This window comes from Salirhabdus sp. Marseille-P4669 (assembly GCF_900240405.1).
In the GTDB taxonomy this organism is placed as follows: Bacteria; Bacillota; Bacilli; order Bacillales; family Alkalibacillaceae; genus OEQK01.
Window position 1 is genome coordinate 159311 of sequence record NZ_OEQK01000004.1, and the last position, 23594, is coordinate 182904.

Sequence of the window (23594 nt, forward strand, 5' to 3'; positions counted from 1 at the left end):
TAAATATTTTCCGTTATATACTAATGTACATTTTATCCATTTATTAGTAAAGAGAAATTCATATTATTGCCAATGTATAACTAGATTATTCCTATCATATATATTTATTAAATTGGACAAGCCTTATGGAGGAATCACAATGTGGTATATCTTTTGGTTTTTAATTGGATTTGGATTTACTACAGCAGGAGGAGTCACCTTACTTGTCTACTTAAATATTATTCCAATTGGTGTGACTTTAGCAGAATTTTTTATTTTCATTTTACATAGACCAGAATCGTATTTATTGCCTATCGGTGTTGTGATTATTTTGGTTACCGCATATGTATATCCATCAAAAAGTAAAGATTAGGTTATATCGAATAAAATTTCCCTAACAAGACAATAATGAACAATAAGAAAAGCAGAAGGTAAGACTTGGGGATTTTGCCTCACGTCTTGCTATACGACATACAGATAACACGATAAAAGTAAAGTGAGGGTCTTGGATGATGTACTTACATGATGTTTGGGTCAATTGGTTTGAAGGAGAAGAAAACGGCTATAATGTATGCCATTTTCATGAGTGGCGAAAAGAAGATGGAATTGAACTTCTAGACCAAGTACCATTAATTTATGTAACAGAAACATTATACGATTACATTGAAAATGACCTGCAGGATTTGCCAAAGCCTTTGCTTGATAGTGTTTACAAAAGAGCATACTTACGTAAAAACCAAGAACGTCTTCCGATTGAATATGCTTTTGTTGCAACGAATGGCACATCCATTATTGCAGTAGATACCATGGGGTATACGTTACCAATTCGGAAAAGCCGACTTATCCCAAGACAAGAACGCCTGGTATTTGACATGATTGAGAAGCTAGAAGCTGTTTCATTTTCATTTTCTCCGAACCAAACAAAGGAATATCATACGCTATCACTACCACCTCATGAAATGATTGGGCTTACACGGAAAGAACGTCAATTAAAACAATTACTGATGATGATGTTGGATCAAATGAAACAGACTTCCGATATTTCAGAGTTGCGGTACTGGTTAACAGAGTGGGATCCATCCAAATATGCAGATATTCAACAAATGGAATTTAATCAAGTTTGGCAAGAACTTTATGACGGATTAAAATGTGGATGGTCTCAAGTACATGAAGAACTTTGTAGCAAAATGGTTCGTGGTCAGCCTTTCTTTGAAAAGCTATGGGAGCTAGAGAATGGCGAGATAAGTACGAACCAATCCAATCAGGCATACTATTAAAAAAAGAAGCTGAGGAATTCAGCTTCTTTTTTAATGCCTTCTTATGTTATCTTACTCGCCCTAAGCCCATTGCTTTTTTCGCTTTTCGTAACATTTTTTGTGCTTGCTGATGTGCTTTTTCTTGTCCTTCATCCAATACTTCATCTAAAGTATCCGATTCAATTAATTCATAATATCGTTCCTGTATAGGCTTCAAAGCTTGAACGACTATATCTGCTAAGTCCTGCTTAAACTCGCCATAGCCTTTCCCTTCATATTGTTGGACGATTTCATCTACCTTTTTGCCACTGAAGCTTGAGTAAATGTTAATTAAATTCGAAATACCAGGTCGATTTTCTGCATCATATTGAATGGTACCTTCTGAATCTGTTACAGCACTCTTTATCTTTTTCTCAATTTTCTTCGGTTCATCTAATAGGAAGATGGATGCTTTTTCATTATCATCCGACTTACTCATCTTTTTAGTAGGATTCTGTAAAGACATAATTCTAGCACCCACTTCAGGAATACGATGTTCGGGAATAGTAAAGATATCATTATATTTTCGATTAAAGCGTTGCGCTAAATCACGAGTTAATTCAATATGTTGCTTTTGGTCATCCCCAACCGGAACCACATCGGTACCGTATAGTAAAATATCTGCTGCCATAAGTGGAGGATACGTTAAAAGCCCAGCTGTAACCCCATCTTTTCCATGTGATTTATCTTTAAATTGTGTCATCCGTTCTAATTCACCGATATGTGCCACACATTGTAACATCCAACCTAGCTCAGCGTGTGCAGATACTTCCGATTGGATAAATAAAGTAGATTTTTTAGGGTCAATTCCTGCAGCCAAATATACAGCAGCAAGAGAGCGGATATTTTCCCTAAGCTTTAACCGATCCTGAGGCACGGTAATTGCATGTTCGTCAACAATACAGAAATAACAATGATAATCGTTCTGTAACTCGACAAATTGTGTAATTGCTCCTAAATAGTTTCCTATTGTTAAAGCCCCAGATGGTTGAATTCCAGAAAATATTGTTTTCATTTTTTTCCACCTCTATATTTTTAAATTGGTAAATAAAAAAAGGTTCATTCATCCCTAAAAAATAGGGACGAATGAACCGCGGTACCACCCTTATTATTCTGCCTATGCAGAATCACTTAAACATTTAATAAGCTCCAAAGTCCAATTCCAATTTACCTTGATGCTTGTTTTCACCAACCACAAGCTCTCTAGAAATCAGAGGGCAATTGTACTACGCCTTTATCATTGCTAGGAATATTGAATTTTTATCATTATATAAAGTCTTGTTAGAAAATGCAAGGTGTAGGATTAAAAAACCTTAATATGAAGAGTATCAGTCAGGTTGTTAGAATTCTATTTATATTTAGACCTAATAAATAGGTTGATCGAGAGATGTTGAGCCGATGTATAATGCATTGGTTCTTTTTCTTTGGGTAAGGATATATTCAAGGGCTTAACAATCAGCATAAAAGTGAACGAACGATTTTTTTTATGTAAACTGCTAGAACAATATGGAAAAAACGGCTACGAGTAAGCGAGCTTAAATCTATAAATATGTTATTCATATTATTGGAGGAGAAGTATGGAAGCTGGCAGCTATAAAGGGACAAATAGGTTGATTATTGGAATTGTGTTCGGGGTCATTACTTTTTGGTTATTTGCCCAAGCGATGGTAAATATTGTTCCAGATGTACAGGAGGATTTAGGTGTTGAATTAGGGGCATTAAACATCGCGATTAGTTTAACTTCATTATTTTCTGGTATGTTTATTGTTGTTGCTGGTGGCTTGGCCGATCGGGTAGGAAGAAAGAAGGTTACATATGTAGGCTTAAGCTTAAGCGTTCTTGGTTCCTTACTTCTCGTACTCGCACAAGGTTCGATTTTTTTAATAATTGGGCGAATACTACAAGGTTTATCTGCAGCATGTATAATGCCGGCAACAATTGCTTTAATGAAAGCGTATTTTGAAGGGGCAGAGAGACAACGCGCCTTAAGTTATTGGTCCATTGGTTCTTGGGGAGGTTCTGGAATCACTTCGTTTGCAGGTGGTGCAATTGCAACATATATGGGTTGGAAATGGATATTTATATTCTCTATCCTTTTCGCCTTACTCGCGATGATATTGATAAAGGAAGTACCGGAAAGCAAAGCAGATATAACGGGCAAATTTAAGTTCGATTTTGGTGGATTGGGAATTTTCATTATTACTATGCTTGCCATCAATATTTTCATTACACAAGGTGCTGATTTAGGTTGGACAAGTTTAACAACCATTATTTTAGCAGTAGTATCTATTATAGGAGTTGTTGTTTTTGTGAAATATGAGGCAAGCAGAACGAATGCGCTCATTGACTTTCAGTTATTTAAAAATAAACCATACACCGGTGCAACTGTTTCAAATTTCCTGCTGAATGCTGTCGCTGGTACATTAATCGTGGCAAATACGTATGTGCAAGTGGGACGTGGTTTTACGGCATTTCAATCAGGGTTACTATCTATAGGGTATTTAGTTGCTGTATTAGCGATGATACGTGTAGGTGAAAAACTGATGCAAAAGACAGGTGCAAAGAAACCAATGATTTGGGGATCTGCCATTACGTTAATCAGTGTGGCTTTAATGGGATTGACATTCTTATCGGGTATTATATACACCATCACTGTATTTGTTGGATTTATTTTATTTGGTTTAGGTCTTGGAATGTATGCAACGCCATCTACCGACACAGCAGTATCTGCAGCACCAGATGAAAAGGTAGGGGAAGCCTCCGGAATTTATAAGATGGCCAGCTCATTAGGTAACGCCTTTGGAATTGCAATTTCTGCAACTGTATATGGTACAGTAGTAACGGTAGCTTCTGTTCATACTGCAGCAACAGTCGGAATTATTGCTAATGTTATATTCGCTACTGTCTCATTATTATCCATTATCCTACTTGTCCCAAATGCTTCTAAAAAGTGAAAAGGGCAAATAAAAATCGCAACAGAGTTATAGATAGTCCCGTTTTGAATGGAAAGGAGATGTATGTAATGATAGATCAATTAATGAAGATGTTAGAAGAAAGAGAAAGTGAAATGATTGATATACGCCGGTATCTACATGAAAATCCGGAACTATCATTTGAAGAGGAACAAACAGCAACCTATATTGCTGACTTTTATAAAGACAAGGACGTGGAAGTTGTTACAAATGCAGGTAACGGTTATGGAATTGTAGTTACGATAAAAGGTGGAAAACCTGGTAAAACTGTTGCACTTCGAGCGGACTTTGATGCATTACCGATTAACGAAGAACTGGATGTCCCTTTTAAGTCTAAAAAGGAAGGTGTGATGCATGCTTGTGGTCACGATGCACATACAGCATACCTACTCGTTTTAGCGGACTGTCTTATTCAATTAAAGGATAAGATTCATGGTACGATCAAAATTATTCATCAACATGCAGAAGAAGTACCGCCTGGTGGCGCAAAGTCCATAGTAGAAGCAGGATTTCTAGACGATGTAAATGCGATTTTTGGAATACATGTTTTACCTATGGCTCCTGCTGGAACTGTTGGCTATCATAGTGGATACTCTTTTAATGGACGTGCCTATTTTAAGCTTCGTGTTCAAGCGAGCGGGGGACATGGATCTTCTCCACATAAAGCCAATGATGCGATTGTTGCTGGAGCCTATTTTGTTACCGCTGCACAGACCATTGTGAGTCGCAGAATTGATCCATTTAACGCAGGTGTAGTGACCATTGGTTCATTTGACGGGAAGGGAAGTTTTAATGTAATCAAAGATAGTATCGAAATCGAAGGGGATATACGCTATTCAAATAAGGAAACGAAGGAAGTTATCGACAAGGAAATTCACAGAATAGTAAAAGGGATTGAAGAATTATTCGGCGTTAGCTGTGCGCTTACTTTTGAACCGGACTATCCTCCACTATACAACAATCCTGAATTGACGTCGTTTGTAGCAAATACCTTGTCTAAGGTTAAGGACAAAAATATAAAAAAAGTAAAAGAATTCCCGAAAATGGCCCCTTCTGATGATTTTGCCTATTACTTAGAGAAGGTGCCTGGGTCTTACTTTTATATTGGGTGTACACCAAAGGGCGTCAAAGAACCATACTTCAACCATCACCCAAAATTTGATATCGACGAGGATGCTTTAATTGTAGCAGCAAAATCAGTAGGATATGTTGTTTGCTCTTATTTGCGTAAAGAGGATGCATATTAAATATAGGTGGCGTGGGGCATCTTTCTATACTGGATTTGAGAAGGATATAAGGGTTTGTCAATGAACCCGAAACAGAGAGAATGAGGAAAAAACTGGGTAGATAGGTCGTGGCTAGGATGTCTATGACCCTGAAACAAGGAGGAAAAGCCAAAATCGGTCACATAGAGTCTGCCTAAGTACCCGAACACCAGAGAATAAAACAAAAACCAGATACATAGGGATAGTTTATGAATCCGAGACGGTTGCCTAATGAAAGAAACCGGTCACATAGCAATACTGTATTAGTCAGAAAACCGACACAAAACACAAAAAGGTCACCAAGCAACACCGCTTAGTGACCGAAAAGTTAATAAAAAATAGTGAACTGTACATTTATAGCGAACTGTACAATTCATCATCCCTATACACATTCTATGTATGAACAATCAATCTGAATATAAATATGCTTGACTTCCCTACATAAAAGGTACGTGATTTCAATCTAGCCCAGACTCGTTAATCTTAGACACATTTACTTTAACGTTCAGTAAAAAGGCGAGTGACACGTACATATTTATAAATAATATATACCTAGAAGGAATACCATGATAAAAAGCAACGAAACAGCTTGAAACTTAATAAATGCGTAAAACGTCTCGTTAATAATTTCCGATGGCATTGCCCTCTCCTGCCAGTCATCTAAATAATCTGGATTTTTTGACATGACTGCACGAAAACGCCGAAATCCAAAAGTAACACCATCAAAAAAACGTCCTTTCATTACATACATGATAAGAAACAGCATTAAATATAGAAAATCTATATAAAACAATGTGTTAATGATACCCTTTAAACTGTATTGAGGAGCAAAAAAGAAAAATAGTAGCAGGGTTAATAGGAGATTCAGAGTTAAGAATATCCACTTGTTCTTTAGTTTGTGCATGATCGGTCACCTTTCCAAAAAGTTGTTATCTATTATATCATGTTCTATTTATTATGGTCGTCCTTTACATTCCCTTAATATTGAAAACGTTTAAATTTACAGAAAAATGTATAAGGGATGCATATTAATAAGAATTAAGCTTAAATTTCCATCTCCCATAAATTATTATTCATTTATCAAAATTTTCTGAAAGATAAAGCGGAAAATCCTGATAATTATACTAGGTATAAAGACCTATTTTCTGTTATCTTAGCGTAATAATTTCAAGGATTCTGTAAATTATTTTAAAAAAAGTAATGCAAAATAGTTAGAAAACTTGTATAATTCTTTACGTAGACATTTTTATCTACAAAAAATTTAGAAAATTCATATTAAGGGGAGGTCATTAAACCATGACAAAATCAAAATGGTCATTACTTCTAGTACTTGGTTTAGTACTAAGCTTGTTCTTGGCTGCTTGTTCCGGTGGGGATGATGAAGAGCCTGCTGAAGAGCCAGAAGAAAACACAGAAGAACCAGCTGAAGAGCCGGCTGAGGAGCCTGCTGAAGAACCTGAAGCATCAGGGGAGCAAGTGTTAAACTTTATTAACGGTGACACTATTCCTACAATGGACTCTTCTATGGCTACTGACGAATATGCATTCCAATTCTTGGGAGCTACTATGGAAGGTCTATATCGTTTAGATGAAAATCAGCAACTTGCTGAAGGTATTGCAATTGAGCACAAAGTAAGTGATGACCAATTAACTTGGACATTTACATTACGTGAAGATGCAAAATGGTCTAACGGAGACCCTGTAACTGCACATGATTTTGTTTACGCTTGGCAACGTGCTGTTGACCCAGCTACTGGATCTGAGTATGGTCCATACATGATGGGTGGCGTTATTAAAAACGCAACTGCAGTAAACACTGGTGAACTTCCAGTTGAAGATTTAGGAGTTAAAGCTGAAGGCGACTACACTTTAGTTGTAGAACTTGAAAACCCAACTCCATATTTTGAATCTTTAACTACTTTCGGTACTTTCTTACCTCTAAATCAAGCGTTTGTTGAAGAAAAAGGCGATGCTTATGCTACAAGCACAGAAAACCTTCTATTCAATGGACCATTTACTTTAGATAACTGGGAAAGTACAGCTGCTGAATGGGAATTAAACAAAAACCCTAACTACTGGGATGCTGATACAGTACAACTTGAGAAAATGACTTATGTTGTAGTAAAAGACCCACAAGTTGGAGTTGACTTATATAACCAAGGTGAAGTTGATCGTACTGGACTTTCTTCTGATTTAGTAGACCAATACTCAACTCACGACGATTATGTAGTAACACCTGAAACATCTGTGTTCTACTTCAAGATGAACCAAACTCGTAACGAAGCTCTTGCTAACGTAAATCTACGTAAAGCATTATCTATGGCATTTGATAAGCAAGCACTAGTTGATACTATCCTTAACAACGGTTCTATCGTTGCTAACGGTCTTGTACCAGCTGAATTCTCTACACATCCAGAAACTGGCGAAACATTCCGTGAAATCAACGGAGATTTAGCAGTTTATGATGTTGCGAAAGCACAAGAACATTGGGAAAAAGCGAAAGAAGAATTAGGTGTGGATACTCTTGAAATTGAATTCCTTGGTGGAGACACTGAAACTTCTAAGCTTATGAACGAATACCTTAAAAACCAATTAGAATCTAATCTAGAAGGTTTAACTGTAACATTAAAGCAAGTTCCATTCGAACAACGCTTAGATCTTGATACAAACATGGATTATGACCTACAATTTGCTGGTTGGGGTCCTGACTATCTAGATCCAAACACATGGTTAAGCTTATGGGTAACAGATGGTGGAAACAACATGATGGGTTACTCTAACGCAGAGTATGATGCACTTGTTGAATCTGCAGCTACAGATTTAGCTACAGATCCTGTTGCTCGCTATGAAGCATTCTTAGAAGCAGAAAAAATTCTATTTGAAGACGCAGCAATCGCTCCTGTATATCAAAGCGCTATGGCTCAGCTAATTTCTCCTAAAGTTCAAGGAGTATTCGTGAACCCATTCGGTGCTACTTATGAATACAAGTGGGCAAGTGTTGGTGAATAATTAAAAAATTATTCTAGGAAATAGAATAGGCTTACTTTATAATGGGAAGAGAGCGTATATCAACCAAAAAGGTGGCGTATGCTCTCTTTTCCCATTGTTCAACAAATTTCGCACAATATTGAACATTCTGTAATTTACTTTCATGATTCGACAAAATATTTAGGAGGTGTAGGATATGACACGTTATATCTTGAAGCGTATTTTATACATGATAGTAACGCTATTTGTTATCGCAACGATATCGTTCTTCTTAATGAAGATGTTACCTGGTAGTCCCCTTAATGCCGAAAATAAATTAACAGAAGAACAACAAGAAATCGTGTTAGAAAAATATGGATTAAATGATCCAATCCCTGTTCAATATGTAAACTATATTGCAGGACTTGTGAAAGGTGATATGGGAATTTCGTTCCAATTTGACTCTACTCCAGTTACAAAAATTATATTAGATCGAATTGGTCCGTCTGCTCAATTAGGAGCTCAAGCATTGGTAGTCGGTGTAATATTAGGTGTTTTACTCGGTTTAATTGCTGCCATATTCCATAATGGAGTTCTCGATTTTACATCTACTATTATCGCAGTTCTCGGTACCTCAATACCATCCTTCGTATTTGCGGGATTATTACAATGGGTATTTGCTGTAAACCTAGAAATGTTCCCAGTAGCATTGTGGGAGTCGGGTGATCTATCGTATACCGTATTGCCTACAATTGCATTAATGATTTTCCCAATGGCGACATGTGCTCGTTTTGTTCGTACGGAAATGTTAGAAGTATTAGGATCTGACTATATTACTACTGCAAGAGCTAAAGGTATTGGCCAAGCTGGTGTAGTTTTCAAGCATGGCTTACGTAACGCCTTAATTCCATTAGTAACAGTTATTGGACCATTAGCTGTTGGACTAATGACTGGTTCATTAGTTATTGAGCAAATTTTCGCAATACCAGGAATAGGGGAGCAATTTGTTAAATCTATTACTGTTAATGATTATCCTACTATAATGGGTACCACATTGTTCTTCTCTGTATTATTTATTGCGATTATATTGGTTATTGACCTCCTATACGGCGTAATCGATCCACGAATTAGAATTACAGGAGGAGAGAAATAAACATGGATAAAAATAATATTCCTAAAGAGTTATTTAAACCAATAGAACGAAAAGAAGATACAAGCGAAAAAATCTCTCGTCCTAGTAGATCTTTTGGTCAGGATGCTAGAAGAACATTACTGAAAAATATCCCTGCTATGTTATCACTTTTTGTTCTATTAGCAATTGTCGTGTTTAGTATCATTGGTCCTGGAATGAATGAGTATGGCTATGATGATCAAGACTTATCAAGAGCTAAAATGCCACCTCGTGTACCTGGTTTAGAAAATATTAGTTGGCTTGGCTTTGACGGTACGCTTACAGAAAAAATTGAAGGTACAGACGTGGAAGATGCTACAGAAAAGGCAATCATGCGTTTTGGAAACAAACCAGACTTTACGGATATTGAAGTAGTAGAGCAAGGCAATGGTACAAAAGGTTCTGCTGAGGTAAAGGCTACTTTCCATGCTTATGATGCAAAAGGTATGGATGACACGTATTTTTGGTTAGGTACAGATGGTCTTGGTCGTGACCAATGGACACGTATTTGGCGAGGTACAAGAATTTCATTAATTATCGGGATAGTTGCAGCACTAATCGACCTTATCATTGGGGTAACATATGGAGGTATTTCCGGATACTTTGGTGGTAGAGTGGATAGTTTTATGCAACGTATTATTGAGATACTAGTAGGTATACCTAACTTAGTCGTAATATTCTTAATGTTGATCGTACTCGATCCGGGTATAACGTCTATCATACTCGCATTAACCATTACAGGTTGGACAGGTATGGCACGTATTGTGCGGGGTGAAGTGATGAAATTGAAAAACCAAGAGTTCGTCTTGGCAGCTCAAACACTTGGAACTCCAAACAGGAAAATTATCGCAGGTCACTTATTACCTAATATGACTGGTATTATCATTATTAACACAATGTTTACCGTACCAGGAGCTATTTTCTTCGAAGCATTCTTAAGCTTTATCGGTTTAGGTATACTTCCACCAGAAGCATCATTAGGTTCCTTAATTGACTTAGGATTTGATTCCTTACGTATCTATCCTTATTTACTATTATATCCAGCAATTTTAATATCTATTATTATGATTGCATTTAACATTTTAGGTGATGGTTTACGCGATGCCTTCGACCCTAAAATGCATAAATAAAAAGGTAGGTGTTGAAAATGGAAAAATTACTAGAAGTCAAAGACCTAGCAGTATCATTTAACACCTACGGCGGTGAAGTTCAAGCTGTACGTGGTGTTAACTTCGATTTGCGTAAAGGTGAAACTTTAGCAATTGTTGGTGAGTCCGGATCAGGGAAGTCCGTTACTTCTAAAACAATAATGCGATTGTTAGCTGAACATAGTGTAATCAAAAGAGGAGAAATCCTTTTTGAAGGGGAAGACCTTACGAAAAAAAGCGAAAAACAGATGCAAAAAATCCGTGGAAGAGATATTTCGATGATTTTCCAGGATCCAATGACATCTTTAAACCCAACATTAAAAGTGGGAACTCAAATTATGGAGCCACTTATTAAACACCAGAAAATGAGTAAGGCCAAAGCGAGAGAGCGTGCAATTGAATTGTTAGATTTAGTAGGTATTCCAAATGCAGAGCTTCGCATTAAACAATACCCACACCAATTCTCTGGTGGTATGCGTCAGCGCGTAGTTGTTGCGATTGCACTAGCATGTAATCCAAAACTTTTAATCGCCGATGAACCTACAACAGCACTTGATGTTACCATCCAAGCGCAAATTTTAGAGCTAATGAAGGACATCCAAAAGAAAATGGATAGTGCTATCATCTTCATTACTCATGACCTAGGGGTTGTTGCGAACGTAGCTGACCGTGTTGCGGTAATGTATGCAGGGAAAATTGTAGAAATTGGTACAGTAGATGAAATATTCTACAATCCAAAGCACCCATATACATGGGGATTACTTGGCTCAATGCCAACTCTTGATAGCGACGAGGATGAGTTGTTTGCTATTCCAGGAACACCACCTGATATGACAAACCCTCCTAAGGGAGATGCTTTCGCTGCAAGAAATAAATATGCTTTAGAAATTGACACACAGTTAGATCCACCTATGTTCAAAGTTTCTGATACGCATTATGCTGCTACATGGTTGTTACATGAAGATGCACCAAAAATTGAACCTCCTGAAGCAGTAAAACGTAGAATGAAGGGTTTTGCAGCCTCGGTTAAGGAAGGTGAAATGTAATGGCAACAAATGAAAAACTTCTTGAAGTGAAAAACCTTAAACAGCACTTTAAAGTTGGAAGAAAAGGTGTTGTAAAAGCGGTTGATGGTATTACATTTGATATTTACAAAGGTGAAACATTCGGATTAGTAGGGGAATCTGGTTGTGGTAAATCTACAACTGGACGCACTATTATTCGACTTTACAATGCAACTGATGGTGAAGTTATTTTTGATGGTGAAGATGTACATGGGGCTAAATCTAAGCAAGAGTTGAAAAAGTTTAATCGTAAAATGCAAATGATTTTCCAGGATCCATATTCATCCTTAAATCCTCGTAAAACAGTTTTAGATATTATTGCAGAGGGTATTGATGTACATGGCCTTGCGAAAAATGAAAAGGAACGTAAAGAGCGTGTAGAAGAGCTACTAGAAACAGTTGGATTGAACAGAGAGCATGCGACTCGTTTTCCACATGAATTTAGTGGTGGACAACGTCAAAGAATTGGTATTGCGCGTGCTTTAGCAGTGGATCCAGAATTTATCATCGCGGATGAGCCTATTTCAGCACTAGACGTTTCCATTCAAGCGCAAGTAGTCAACTTACTTAAAAAGCTACAAAAAGAACGTGAATTAACATATTTATTTATTGCCCATGACCTATCTATGGTTAAGTATATTAGTGACCGTATTGGGGTTATGTATATGGGACATATTGTTGAGTTGACCACGAGTGATGAACTTTACAAAAATCCAGTTCATCCATATACAAAGTCATTACTTTCTGCAATCCCATTACCAGATCCAGATTACGAACGTAACCGTACCCGTATTGAGTACGACCCATCCGTTCATGATCAAGATGGTGAAATGACACTACGTGAAATTAAGCCTGGACATTGGGTTAGATGTACAGAGAGAGAATTCCAACAATATAAAAGAGAATTAGAAAACAATTGATAAAATGAAAAACGAAGATAAAACGATTATGTAATCCTTGTGCCTTTAAAAAGTACAAGGATTTTCTTTGTTTTCATAAATCTTAAAAGTAATGGGAGTAAACAATTTAGAACCAATTTTTTGCAATATAAGCGTTTTTTTAAGTTATACAAATACATATACGGCTTTAGTAAAATTTCGAAAGTCATTTACGCATTACTTAAACTTGTATAAAAAAAATTCCTTAGTGAAAATTAAAAAAGTCCCCAAAAAAGTTCAAACTTCTACTATAATAGACATATAAAATAAAAAATTGGGAGTTTGATGAGATTGCAAAAACGCTGGCATCTTAGAAGTTGGATTGCTGTTTTCCTTACCTCTTTATTAACGATAACATCTTTAAATGTTGTATCTGCTGCTGAAGAAGAAACGAAAGTCGCAAAATTGCATAATTCCATTAACTCGGGATTAACGAAAAAGGAAATTCCAGAAACAATGAAACGATTTGTTTTTGATTCTGGTTTACATTTTGAATATCCAGATGCAGTACGGGGTATTTATATTACGGGACCGACTGCAAGCACACAAAGATTCGAAAACCTTATTGAATTTGTGAATAGTACAGATTTAAACGCCATGGTTATTGACATTAAAGAAGACCATGGAAGTTTGACATTAAAAGTAGATGAGGATTCCCCATATTATGATATTTCTCAAAATTATATTGACGATCCAAGGGCCCTTTTAGAAAGACTAGAAAAAGAAGGTATTTATCCAATTGCTCGTATCGTTGTCTTTAAGGACACGAAGCTTGCTGAAAAACGACCAGATTTGTCATTCAAAGAAAACGGTCAAGTTTGGAAAAATAATCGTGGAGAAGCATTTGTAAATCCTTTCTTAAAAGAAGTATGGGAATATAATGTGGATATAGCTAAATTAGCTGCCGAAATGGGCTTCCAAGATATACAGTTTGATTACGTTCGTTTTGCTGAGGGATTCGAAACAAGAGACAAAGAATTAGAATATAGTCAAGGTGAATATTCAGATTTAGACATGGATCCTGTACAAAAACGTGTAAAAGCCGTTACAGACTTTGTCGCATTTGCTAGAGAAGAACTGCATAAATATGATGTAGATGTATCCGTTGATATTTTTGGATATTCTGCTACCATACCTGAAGCACCAGGCATTGGACAAAACTTCTCTAAAATATCAGAAAATGTAGATGTCATTTCATCCATGATTTATCCGAGTCATTGGACGAGCTATTTTGGGATCCCTTTTCCTGACAAAGAACCGTACCGTTTAGTAAAGGAATATGTGAAGGTTGAAAATGAACGATTAGGACAATTAGAAAATCCACCAGTATCGAGACCATGGATTCAAGATTTTGAAGCACCGTGGTTATATGGGGGCAGTGCGGTAACTCAATATGGCGTTGCAGAAGTTGAAGCACAAATTCGAGCATTAAATGAAGGCGGAATCAATGAGTTCTTAATTTGGAATGCTTCGAACAAGTATACAGAAGGTGTTGATTTTACACCTTTAGATTAAATTATTGAGGTGCTACTGCTTTCCAAATTTTATGTTGGGGAGTAATTGTAGTATTTATAGTTTTTTGAGGAATATCTAGTTAGAGCATAAATTTCTTACAAGCCGAAAACGGAAGCGTATTTTCTGTTTTTCGGCTTGTGTTTTTTCTTGTAGTGAACTGTAAATCAGTGTTATTTCTTCATGGGGTGAAGACTTCTTTTTCCAACAAGATGGTATATGATAGTACAAGCCATAACTGCCATAGGTAATTGAACCTCCTGCTTCAGCAGGCATCATATGCAACTCATCTTACACAGTCAATTCGTATCAACCTATTCTATTCTTGCTTTCTCCCACCGACCTGTTTCCAATTGGATTGAATAGTATTCGAATAATCAGTAAATACACTTTTCCGTTTCCGACCAAATATATTCTGACCGAAAAATTGCACGATGGCAGCTGAGAAGGCCGTTAGTCCGATGATGATTGCACCAAGGAGTGATAGTTCAAGAAAAAAAGATCCCATTTCCATACCTCCTTCAATGTATAAAATTGTTTCCTCTTATTAATTATATTTTATAACAGGAACATCAAAGAAAAAAGTATTATTACTAATAATTGCCAAATTCAGTTAAAAAGACATTAAAAATGACTAATTTAACAAAAGTGAAAGAGTTCGTTATAATAAATATATGTGAAAGCATTTTCAACATGTCTAGTTGGACAATAATAAAGAACTGAAGGAGTAGTTGGATGGATTGGTATGAGAAATTGAATGAGTACTTTCCTGTAGAAGAAATGAAATCAAAGGAGCATATGGAAAGGCTCTTAAAAGAAAAAGGTGATGTTTATCATAAAGACGAAGGTAAATATCATGTTTTAATGTATGCCGAGTTCGACACGTTTATTTTTATCGATTATGTATATGTTTCGAAAGAGTCAAGAGGACAGGGCATTGGTGGTAAGATAATGAAGAAGCTAAAAGAAAAAGGGAAGCCGATTATTTTAGAAGTAGAGCCCATTGATTATGAGGATAGCGATACAGAAAAACGTCTTCATTTTTATAAACGAGAAGGATTCAAGCATGCAGCATCAATCGGGTATAAACGAAGATCACTAGCTACAAATGAAATGAACGAAATGGAAATTCTGTATTGGTCGCCGAATGATGAATCCGAGGAACAAATTTTTGAGAAAATGAAAAAAATGTATGAAGATATTCATACGTATAAAGATAAAGAAATATATGGTAAGTCCTATCAATCTGTTGATGAAGTTCTTACTTTAAAGAAAGACGAGCAAGAGGATATTTTAAGTGAATTAGAGGATTAACATGAGTAATCTTCCAGCAAGTAGCTGATTTGAAAAATATATATGAAAATGAATAGACTGCATGAAATCATGTTAAGTATGACTTTATGCAGTTTTTACATGCCAAAATCTCTGTAATTCAATTTTTGTTGTTCATTCGCTATTCACTTTTCGCTAATTTTCAGTTTAACTCTCTAAAAATTAGGGTATAAGTAAATAAATGAGAAAAACTTCACATAATTTATAAATTTCATCCATAAACCCCTATCGTTCTCAATAAGTTTGTAGTATACTTAATTTGTACAGTTCCAGATTAAACTTATTATAATTTAATAAGACTTATTTTTAAGATTCCTTTTTAAGGAGTGAGAGATATATGGTAACCTTATTTACATCACCAAGTTGTACGTCATGTAGAAAAGCAAGAGCTTGGTTAGAAGAGAATAATATTGAGTTTAAAGAAAGAAACATATTCTCTGAGTCGTTGACAGTAACAGAAATCAAAGAAATTCTTAGAATGACAGAAGATGGAACAGATGAGATTATTTCAACTCGTTCTAAGTCATTCCAAGAATTGGATGTGAACTTAGATCAATTACCTTTAAAGGATCTAATAGTTCTTATTCAAAAAAATCCAGGTTTGTTACGCCGACCAATCATTCTAGATGAAAAGCGACTACAAGTTGGCTATAACGAAGATGAAATTAGACGCTTTCTTCCTAGAACTGTTCGAAACTTTCAGCTACGTGAAGCACAACGTTTAGTAAATTAATAGAAACTCCGCAAATTATCTTGCGGAGTTTCTTTTACAATTAGCTGCTTCTTACTTGTTTTTTGTCAAGTAAATGTCCTAAGAACAATACAAATAGAATGCTTACAATTGGAATCACATAGTGAAATGCTTGGTATTGCTGAAAGAACGGTGCTAGTTGATCTTCACTTAGAATAGTCTCACCTGCAGTATAAGCTAAAATTCCTGCACCAATATAGACAAGTAACGGATATTTTTCCATAAAGTGAAGAATGACTTTACTTCCCCAAATAATGATGGGAACCGAGACTAATAATCCGATAATAACGAGTTCGATGTGACCATTCGAAGCGCTGGCGATTCCAAGAACATTATCGAATCCCATAATAATGTCCGCAAAAACAATTGTCTGAATTGCAGCAATTAAGTTGTCTTTTGCCTCAACCTTCATATCATCTTCATTACTAATGATTAAGTTTAACGCAATATAAATTAACAATAGACCACCAATAAGTTTTAAGAAAGGTATTTGTAATAAATAAACTGCAAAAGCCGTTAAAATAACTCGGATAACGATTGCTAAGCCTGTCCCGAATAAAATAGCTTTGTTTCGTTGGTGAATAGGTAAATTTCTGCTAGCAAGTGCAATGACGATGGCATTATCACCACCGAGAGCAATATCAATTCCAACAATTAACAATATGGATTTGATCGTCTCAATATCAAAAAAATCCATAGAAAAATCCTCCCTTAACTAGGTGACAAATCTAAGAAAATACGTTAAAATAGTACACTAATCCATTGCTAAATAGACTTATTAGAGAACCAAATAATTATAGATTCATGAATTCATGAAGGTCAAGATACATGCTTGTCCTTTATATGTTCTATTATATATATGCTGGATTAGTATATAAAAGAATGGAAAGATAAGTGTCTTTCGTCCATTTTTCTAAGATAAAGGCATTTTTATTTTCATATTACAAAAAGTATCATAAAATACTAATAGATAAGTATAAGTTATCCTTTCTGTAGGTTATGCTTTAAGGTAGGAGATGAAAAAGGGTAATTGTTCCCTTCAAAGGAAAGTCTATAGGTAAATACCTATGATAAAGATAAATCCATAATGATTAGAAGGGAGAGAATCTCTAATGGAAATCGAACGTATCAATGAAAACACAGTGAAGTTTTATATATCGTATATGGATATTGAAGATAGAGGATTTGACCGAGAGGAAATTTGGTACAACCGGGAAAAAAGCGAACAGCTTTTCTGGGACATGATGGATGAAATCAACGACGAAGAGGATTTTATCGTGGACGGTCCATTATGGATACAAGTTCATGCCCTTGATAAAGGATTGGAAATCCTAGTCACAAAAGCGCAGCTAACAAAGGATGGAAATAAATTAGAATTTACACCAGAGGACGGTAAATTCTTCAACTTACCAATCGATGAAAAAATGGAGTCCTTGCTAGGAAAAGACTATATACTTCATGATAAAGAAGACAATGAAGTAGAGGATGAGCTAGATCTTGATGATGAAATGGATGATTTCTCGATCACGATTCGCTTTCAAGATATTGAGCATGTGATTCAATTGAGCCATGAAATCCATTTTGCAGAACCATTCCACAACGAGTTATATTATTTTGATTCATCTTATTATCTGTTCATCGAATTTAAAGACGGACTACTAGACGACGATACACAAGAAAATATTTTGAGTCACGTTTTAGAATATGGTGAGGAAAGTGGTATAACGATTCACCGTTTAGAAGAATATGGTAAAGTAATATTTGCTAATCAAGCACTACAATCCATGAAGGAACATTTTCCTAATCTTTAATTCATAGAGACATTCCCTAATACTAGGAATGTCTTATTTTTTGTGTTTCTTGAAGCATGTTGAAAGTCACAAGTTATAGTATAATGTTGTAAGGTTGCATAATGATGAAACTCTGTGCAGCTTGAATCGTACGAATAGTTATCGCACATAAAGGAAGGTACACAAGAAATGTTTAAAAGAATTCAACTTTTGTTGTTTGCTTTAATTAGTATTGTTGCTTTATATTATCTTAATTTGCACTGGGGAGGTTGGATTTTACCAATTTTCTCCCTTATGTTAACGATATCCGTTATATTGATTGGTTTTGTAATCTTTATGGAGAATCGAAAGCCATCTCAGACGTTGAACTGGTTAATGATCCTAGCTGCATTTCCTGTAGTAGGGTTCTTCTTTTACTTGTTTTTTGGTCAGAACTATCGCAAGCGTAAAATGTTTAAACAAAAAGCAGAATTAGATGAGAAAACCTATAAACAGATAGAGAAAAATCGTTATAAACACCATTTTGAGCTAAATGATTTGAATGAACACCAAAGAAATTTATTTAATTTGGCACAAAATGTCGGGAACTCATCCATCTCCTTACATACAAAAACAAAGGTGTTAACAAATGGGACACAAGCATTTCCGAAAATGATAGAAGAGTTAAAAAAAGCCGAGCATCATATTCATTTAGAATTTTATATTGTCCGTCATGACGAATTGGGAAATGAAATAAAAGATGTTTTGGTGGAAAAAGCGAAAAATGGAGTAGAAGTTCGGTTCTTATACGATGCAGTTGGGAGCTGGCAGCTGTCTAATGAATATAAGGGAGAATTAAGAGAAGCGGGTGTGGAATTGATTCCGTTTTTACCAGTTCGCTTACCATTCTTTAGTAATAAAATTAATTTCAGAAATCATCGTAAAATTATCGTTATTGATGGAACGATTGGCTTTGTTGGAGGACTAAATATAGGTGATGAATATATAGGAAGAGATAAATATTTTGGCAATTGGCGTGATACCCATCTTTATGTAAAAGGGGAGGGTGTCCGTAGCTTACAAATGGTTTTCTTGCAGGATTGGTTTTATATGACTGGGAAAACATTATTAAAGCCGGTCTATCTATCGCCTAATGCTTTAGTTGAGGAAGTACAGGGAGGGTTTCAGCTTATTGCAGGAGGACCAGATAGTGAGTGGGAAACCATTAAAATGCTATTTTTCTCGATGATCATGTCTGCTCAGAAGTCGATTTGGATTGCTTCTCCGTATTTTGTCCCAGACGAGGATATTCTATCTGCACTAAAGGTGGCAGCCTTAAGTGGAATCGATGTTCGTTTGTTGGTTCCAAACCGCCCAGATAAAAAAATTGTTTATTACGCTTCACAATCTTATTATCCAGAACTTATGGAAGCGGGTATTCGTATCTATCAATATAAAGAAGGATTTATGCATAGTAAAATATTAATTGTCGATAATGAGTTAGCATCGATTGGAACTTCTAATATGGATATGAGAAGCTTTCATTTAAATTTTGAGGTAAATGCCTTTCTATACCGAACGGAAAGTACAAAAGAGCTTGTGGAAGACTTCTTAAGAGATATTAAACATTCATCTGAACTTGTTTACGATACTTTTAAAAACCGCTCTATTTTTATGCGTATGTATGAATCTCTTTGTCGCTTGCTTTCTCCATTATTATAAATCGCTATACTATGAAGTTCGGATAGGGAGATTTCCGCATAAGATGCTCACTGTCCGGTTCTATAGAGCATTCAAAGTTTTGTTCATCTCATAGAAAAGAAAAAGATTTATAATACATTTTTATCTAATACGAGCATACTAAAACACCTTTTTCAAAAATGGAAAAGGTGTTTTTATATGAAATCGTTTCGTTAAAAGCAGAATTAGACCTTTTGCAGAATCTAGATAACTTTACTAAATTAAAAGTAAATTCATTTTGGAATAGGGGGAGCACAGGTGCTTTCTGCAATAAATAAAAGTGGTGAGCAAGTCATATTGCCATTAATCTCGTCAAAAGAAGTCGAAGTACTTAGAAAAAACACGTTCTATTGTCCTGACTGTAAAGAAAAAGTCATGGTGAGAGCTGGGAGTAAGGTGATTCCACACTTTGCACATTTCCAAAATAGCAATTGTACTTTTATAGAAAGAGGAGAGAGTGCGTATCATGAACAAGGAAAACTCGATTTGTATCAGTGGCTTTTATCCCAACATATCCCTGCAAAAATGGAAGCGTATGTAGAAAATATACAGCAAAGAGCGGATATACTATGTAAAATAAATGCTCATTATTTTGCCTTTGAGTTTCAGTGTGCTTCGATTTCCCTGGAAATATTACAAAAAAGAACAAAAAGTTACATGAAAAGTGGAATTATTCCAATATGGATTTTAGGAGAAAAACGACTTAAGAAAAGCACCGATACTTGTCTATATTTAAGTGACTTTGAATATCACTTTTTTCATCAGTTTTATCAAAACCTTCCTCAACTATATCTTTACAATCCACAAACAAAAATTATGAGAATATTATCCAATCCCTATCCAATTCGAAATAAAGTGTATGGTCACATCCAGCATATTCCATTGCAAAAACTTACGATCCAACAAATGTTTCAAAGTAATGTTTTATCAGAACGGATGATTTTGGAATATTGGGGTAAGGAAAAGCGGTATTTTAGGAATTTTAGAGCTACTTATTTGTCAAAAGAGGACCGATATTATTTAAATTGGTTATATGCAAAAGGACTACATCCACAATATCTTCCTTCAATCATCCATCTTCCTGTTTCGAGTCAAATGGCTTTTCAATCCAATCCTTATTGGTGGCAAAGTCTGATTGTTTTAAATGTATTAAGCCGTCTCCACTTGGGAGAAAGGATATCCATCGAACAAATCTCATCGGAAACCAATAATTTGAATAAACGGTTAACTGTCCATGGGAAATTTCTCAAAGGAGATCCGGTTCAAGAGTATTTATTACGATTAATAAAGCTGAATATAATAACAAAGGTTAATAATACAACATATGTGAAAACGAAGGAGATCGCATTCCCAAAAACAATGGATGATGTAATGAAGCAAGATTGGTTTATCATAAAACAATTAAAGGATAGAATAAGATAGAGAAGGAAAATCATTTCAATGCAGGATTTCTTATGTTGAAAACAGAATTTATACATGTATGGAACTGAAGGAGGAAGACAAAATGACAAATAACAAACAGCTCCCAAAGCGTGAAGAGGTGCCAGTTGATAAAACATGGCGACTAGAGGACATTTTCGAAACCGATCAAGCTTGGGAACGTGAACTAGAAGAAGTTAAACAATTGTACCCATCCATTGCCGATTTCCAAGGGAAGATAACAGAATCTGCGGCTAATTTGTTAAAACTTTTAAAATTGCAGGATGAGATTTCTGGCAGATTAGCGAAGCTCTACACGTATGCACATATGCGTTATGATCAGGATACAACAAATTCCTTTTACCAAGAATTAAACAATAAAGCAGAAACGTTACTAACTCAAGCATCTAGTGCAATGAGCTTTATCATCCCTGAAATCCTAACATTAGACGATGCTCAGGTTGATGCATTTCTTAATGAAAATGAAGAGCTAAAGCTTTATAAGCACTATTTAGAGGATGTTTTAAGGCAACGTCCACATGTGTTAAGCGAAAGTGAAGAGGTATTACTTGCTGAAGTATCTGAAGTGACTTCTAGTCCTTCCCAAACATTTGGAATGTTAAATAATGCAGATCTTGAGTTTCCAGCAATTAAGGACGAAGAAGGAAATGAAATTGACCTCACACATGGGCGTTATTCTAAGTTCTTACAATCAAAAGAGAGAAGAGTACGGAAAGATGCTTTCGATGCAATGTATGATACCTTTGGGAAGTTTAAAAATACATTTGCCTCTACGTTAACTGGGAACATAAAAAGTGATAATTTCTTTGCGAAAACACGTAAATATGATTCTGCACGTCAATCCGCACTGGATTCCAATAATATCCCTGAAAAAGTGTATGATAATCTTGTAGAGGCGATTAATGAGCGTTTGCCGTTACTTCATAAATATGTAGAGCTACGTAAAGAACTACTAGGACTTGATGAAGTGCATATGTATGATTTATATGCACCATTAGTTCAAGAAGTGGATATGAAAATTTCATATGAGGAAGCAAAGGAGCATGTTTTAAAAGGATTAGCGCCACTTGGAGAGGATTATGTTAGCAAATTAAATGAAGGCTTTGAAAGTCGTTGGATTGATGTTGTAGAAAACAAGGGTAAACGTAGTGGGGCATATTCATCTGGTGTTTATGGTACAAATCCATATATTTTGTTGAACTGGCAGGATGACATCAACAATTTATTTACACTAGCGCATGAATTGGGCCACTCCTTGCATAGTTATTATACGCGTGAAAATCAACCATATCGTTACGGCAACTACTCCATTTTCGTAGCAGAGGTTGCATCAACCTGCAACGAAGCATTGTTAAATGATTATTTATTGAAGGTTACGGAAGATAAACAAGAAAAATTATATTTACTAAACCATTTTCTAGAGGGATTCCGAGCTACAGTTTATCGTCAAACCATGTTTGCAGAGTTTGAACATGACATTCATGTCCGTGCTCAAAAGGGAGAACCATTAACAGCTGACAAGTTAACCCAGATTTATTATGAGCTAAACAAACGCTACTTTGGTGAAAACATTACAGTCGATGAAAAGATCGGATTAGAGTGGGCTAGGATACCACACTTTTACTATAATTATTACGTTTATCAGTATGCTACAGGTTATTCTGCTGCTACTGCACTTGCCTCGAAAATATTAGAAGAAGGAGATCCTGCTGTTCAGCGATACCTTGATTTTTTAAAGTCAGGTAGTAGCGATTATCCAATCGAGGTTTTAAAGCGTGCCGGAGTGGATATGACATCTAAACAGCCTATTTTAGCTGCTTTAGATGTGTTTGAGGAAAAATTAAATGAGTTTGAAACATTGTTAAAATCCTAATAAATATCCCCACTCTCGATCATTTCACGAGAGTGGGGTTTTTGTTAATTACGAATTGGATTCCTGTTATCTTGCCCTTTTAAATCCTTTAAATGCTTTACGGTAAAAGAGACTATGTACCAAAAGATAAATGGAAAAAAAGAGTAGGGGCAACGTAATTATTCTAGGAATGAGATTCATTAGCCCGATAACGTTTAAATAAAATGCACCGAGGAAGAACGCAACATAGACCCAAATAATGTACTTGTTCATTGGAAGAAACCTCACTTCTTTCGCTGGATGCTGAGTGTTTGTACATGTATATGCAAGCTCCCAACAAAACATGTCTTTCCCTCAAAAATCAATTTGTTACATTTTTGTGAAAAGCTTCACGAATTA

20 protein-coding genes and 1 other annotated feature are annotated in these 23594 nt (G+C 35.7%); of the genes, 16 read left to right on the plus strand and 4 right to left on the minus strand.

Features of this window, described 5'->3' with window-relative positions; translation table 11 throughout:
- The first annotated feature begins 139 nt into the window (after positions 1-139).
- Positions 140-352, plus strand: coding sequence for a hypothetical protein (locus C1A05_RS09765; RefSeq protein ID WP_102028036.1), 213 nt, complete (start codon positions 140-142; stop codon positions 350-352).
- Between the two features lie 136 nt (positions 353-488).
- Positions 489-1256, plus strand: a complete 768-nt coding sequence (locus C1A05_RS09770; protein WP_102028037.1) for a YjbA family protein — start codon at positions 489-491, stop codon at positions 1254-1256.
- Between the two features lie 46 nt (positions 1257-1302).
- Here C1A05_RS09770 and trpS read toward each other — a convergent pair whose 3' ends face one another.
- Positions 1303-2289 (minus strand): tryptophan--tRNA ligase, encoded by a 987-nt coding sequence (gene trpS / locus C1A05_RS09775; RefSeq protein ID WP_102028038.1) that lies wholly within the window; start codon positions 2287-2289, stop codon positions 1303-1305.
- Between the two features lie 60 nt (positions 2290-2349).
- Positions 2350-2524: a binding site (T-box leader), on the minus strand.
- Between the two features lie 327 nt (positions 2525-2851).
- Between trpS and C1A05_RS09780 the strand changes: the two genes are divergently transcribed.
- Complete coding sequence (locus C1A05_RS09780; RefSeq protein ID WP_102028039.1) at positions 2852-4228, plus strand: MFS transporter; 1377 nt, start codon at positions 2852-2854, stop codon at positions 4226-4228.
- A 68-nt stretch (positions 4229-4296) separates the two neighbouring features.
- The gene (locus C1A05_RS09785) at positions 4297-5493 is read left to right on the plus strand and encodes an amidohydrolase (protein WP_102028040.1); all 1197 of its coding nucleotides are present in this window, start codon (positions 4297-4299) and stop codon (positions 5491-5493) included.
- A gap of 553 nt (positions 5494-6046) precedes the next feature.
- Here the strand turns inward: C1A05_RS09785 and C1A05_RS09790 are convergent.
- Complete coding sequence (locus C1A05_RS09790; RefSeq protein WP_102028041.1) at positions 6047-6415, minus strand: DUF3899 domain-containing protein; 369 nt, start codon at positions 6413-6415, stop codon at positions 6047-6049.
- A 392-nt stretch (positions 6416-6807) separates the two neighbouring features.
- Between C1A05_RS09790 and C1A05_RS09795 the strand changes: the two genes are divergently transcribed.
- From C1A05_RS09795 to C1A05_RS09820, 6 genes are all read left to right on the plus strand, one after another.
- Complete coding sequence (locus C1A05_RS09795) at positions 6808-8520, plus strand: peptide ABC transporter substrate-binding protein (RefSeq protein WP_102028042.1); 1713 nt, start codon at positions 6808-6810, stop codon at positions 8518-8520.
- Between the two features lie 175 nt (positions 8521-8695).
- On the plus strand, positions 8696-9631 hold the full coding sequence (opp3b, locus tag C1A05_RS09800; RefSeq protein WP_102028043.1) for an oligopeptide ABC transporter permease: 936 nt from the start codon (positions 8696-8698) through the stop codon (positions 9629-9631).
- A gap of 2 nt (positions 9632-9633) precedes the next feature.
- The gene (gene opp3C, locus C1A05_RS09805; protein ID WP_102028044.1) at positions 9634-10779 is read left to right on the plus strand and encodes an oligopeptide ABC transporter permease; all 1146 of its coding nucleotides are present in this window, start codon (positions 9634-9636) and stop codon (positions 10777-10779) included.
- A gap of 17 nt (positions 10780-10796) precedes the next feature.
- The gene (locus C1A05_RS09810; RefSeq protein ID WP_102028045.1) at positions 10797-11843 is read left to right on the plus strand and encodes an ABC transporter ATP-binding protein; all 1047 of its coding nucleotides are present in this window, start codon (positions 10797-10799) and stop codon (positions 11841-11843) included.
- Positions 11843-12781 carry an ABC transporter ATP-binding protein gene (locus tag C1A05_RS09815; RefSeq protein ID WP_102028046.1) on the plus strand — a complete coding sequence of 313 codons (939 nt, stop codon included), beginning with the start codon at positions 11843-11845 and terminating at the stop codon, positions 12779-12781. Before C1A05_RS09810 ends, C1A05_RS09815 begins: the two co-directional genes overlap by 1 nt.
- A gap of 303 nt (positions 12782-13084) precedes the next feature.
- Complete coding sequence (locus tag C1A05_RS09820) at positions 13085-14314, plus strand: putative glycoside hydrolase (RefSeq protein ID WP_102028047.1); 1230 nt, start codon at positions 13085-13087, stop codon at positions 14312-14314.
- 316 nt (positions 14315-14630) lie between these two features.
- Here C1A05_RS09820 and C1A05_RS09825 read toward each other — a convergent pair whose 3' ends face one another.
- The gene (locus C1A05_RS09825; RefSeq protein ID WP_102028048.1) at positions 14631-14819 is read right to left on the minus strand and encodes a DUF624 domain-containing protein; all 189 of its coding nucleotides are present in this window, start codon (positions 14817-14819) and stop codon (positions 14631-14633) included.
- Between the two features lie 227 nt (positions 14820-15046).
- On the opposite strand from C1A05_RS09825, the gene C1A05_RS09830 reads away from it, so the two are divergent.
- Positions 15047-15625, plus strand: a complete 579-nt coding sequence (locus C1A05_RS09830) for a GNAT family N-acetyltransferase (RefSeq protein ID WP_102028049.1) — start codon at positions 15047-15049, stop codon at positions 15623-15625.
- A 355-nt stretch (positions 15626-15980) separates the two neighbouring features.
- A complete protein-coding gene (spxA, locus tag C1A05_RS09835; RefSeq protein WP_102028050.1) occupies positions 15981-16376 on the plus strand; it encodes a transcriptional regulator SpxA in 396 nt (131 codons plus the stop codon).
- A 40-nt stretch (positions 16377-16416) separates the two neighbouring features.
- Here spxA and C1A05_RS09840 read toward each other — a convergent pair whose 3' ends face one another.
- Positions 16417-17091, minus strand: a complete 675-nt coding sequence (locus C1A05_RS09840; RefSeq protein ID WP_102028051.1) for a TerC family protein — start codon at positions 17089-17091, stop codon at positions 16417-16419.
- A gap of 415 nt (positions 17092-17506) precedes the next feature.
- Here C1A05_RS09840 and mecA point away from each other — a divergent pair, with 415 nt between their 5' ends.
- The 4 genes from mecA to pepF all read left to right on the plus strand — a co-directional run bounded on the left by mecA (position 17507) and on the right by pepF (position 23216).
- Entirely contained in the window at positions 17507-18205 is a 699-nt protein-coding gene (gene mecA / locus C1A05_RS09845; protein ID WP_102028052.1) for an adaptor protein MecA, read from the plus strand.
- A 168-nt stretch (positions 18206-18373) separates the two neighbouring features.
- The gene (gene cls, locus C1A05_RS09850) at positions 18374-19885 is read left to right on the plus strand and encodes a cardiolipin synthase (RefSeq protein WP_102028053.1); all 1512 of its coding nucleotides are present in this window, start codon (positions 18374-18376) and stop codon (positions 19883-19885) included.
- A 276-nt stretch (positions 19886-20161) separates the two neighbouring features.
- Entirely contained in the window at positions 20162-21325 is a 1164-nt protein-coding gene (locus C1A05_RS09855) for a competence protein CoiA (RefSeq protein WP_159462050.1), read from the plus strand.
- An 82-nt stretch (positions 21326-21407) separates the two neighbouring features.
- Complete coding sequence (pepF, locus tag C1A05_RS09860) at positions 21408-23216, plus strand: oligoendopeptidase F (protein WP_102028055.1); 1809 nt, start codon at positions 21408-21410, stop codon at positions 23214-23216.
- The last annotated feature ends 378 nt before the right edge of the window (positions 23217-23594 follow it).